This is a genomic window from Synechococcus sp. R5-12, assembly GCF_047502655.1.
GTDB lineage: Bacteria > Cyanobacteriota > Cyanobacteriia > Thermostichales > Thermostichaceae > Thermostichus.
Map to the genome: position 1 here is coordinate 1 of NZ_JANSIM010000184.1, position 1,060 is coordinate 1,060.

Annotated in this window: 1 protein-coding gene; it reads right to left on the reverse strand. The window is 60.0% G+C overall.

All coding sequences use genetic code 11. The annotated features are described in order from the left end of the window. Position 1: 1 nt before the first annotated feature. The coding region (gene psbD / locus NW843_RS10150; RefSeq protein ID WP_414332488.1) for a photosystem II D2 protein (photosystem q(a) protein) at positions 2-1,060 on the reverse strand (1,059 nt) is incomplete at its 5' end.

Genomic DNA, 1,060 nt, shown 5'->3' on the forward strand with positions numbered 1-1,060 from the left:
TTTAGAGCGCATTGCCGCGGGGGAGGACTTCTTCAGGGAACTCAAAGCGCTCATGGGGCTGGTCCTGCGGCGCCATCCACGCCCGAATCCCCTCGTTCAGCAAAATGTTCTTCGTGTAAAACGTCTCAAACTCCGGGTCTTCCGCTGCCCGCACCTCCTGACTGATAAAGTCATACGCCCGCAGGTTCAGCGCCAACCCCACTACCCCAATGCTCGACATCCACAAACCCGTCACCGGCACAAACAACATGAAAAAGTGCAGCCACCGCTTGTTGGAAAACGCTATCCCAAAAATCTGGCTCCAGTACCGGTTGGCCGTCACCATCGAGTAGGTCTCCTCCGACTGCGTCGGCTCAAAAGCCCGAAAGGTGCTGGCCGCATCCCCATCCTGAAACAGGGTGTTCTCCACCGTCGCCCCGTGGATGGCACACAACAGCGCTCCACCCAAAACGCCAGCCACCCCCATCATGTGGAACGGGTTCAGCGTCCAGTTGTGGAACCCCTGGAAAAACAGCAAAAAGCGGAAAATCCCCGCCACCCCAAAGCTGGGCGCAAAAAACCAGCTGCTCTGCCCCAGCGGGTAAATCAAAAACACGCTCACAAACACCGCTATCGGCGCGCTAAACGCAATGGCGTTGTAGGGCCGCACCCCCACCAGCCGGGCAATCTCAAATTGCCGCAGCATAAATCCAATCAGTCCCAGCGCTCCGTGCAGGGCCACAAAGGTCCACAGCCCCCCAATCTGGCACCAGCGGGTGAAGTCCCCCTGGGCTTCGGGGCCCCACAGCAGCAGCAGGCTGTGCCCCATGCTGTCGGCGGGGGTGGAGACGGCTACGGTCAGGAAGTTGCACCCTTCCAGGTAGGAGCTGGCCAACCCGTGGGTGTACCAGGAAGTTACAAAGGTGGTGCCGGTGAGCCAGCCGCCCAGGGCTAGGTAAGCGCAGGGGAACAGCAGCAGCCCGGACCAGCCGATAAACACGAATCTGTCGCGCTTGAGCCAGTCATCGACGATGTCGAACCATCCTCGCTCCTGACGCACGCGCCCTACCGCTATGGTCAT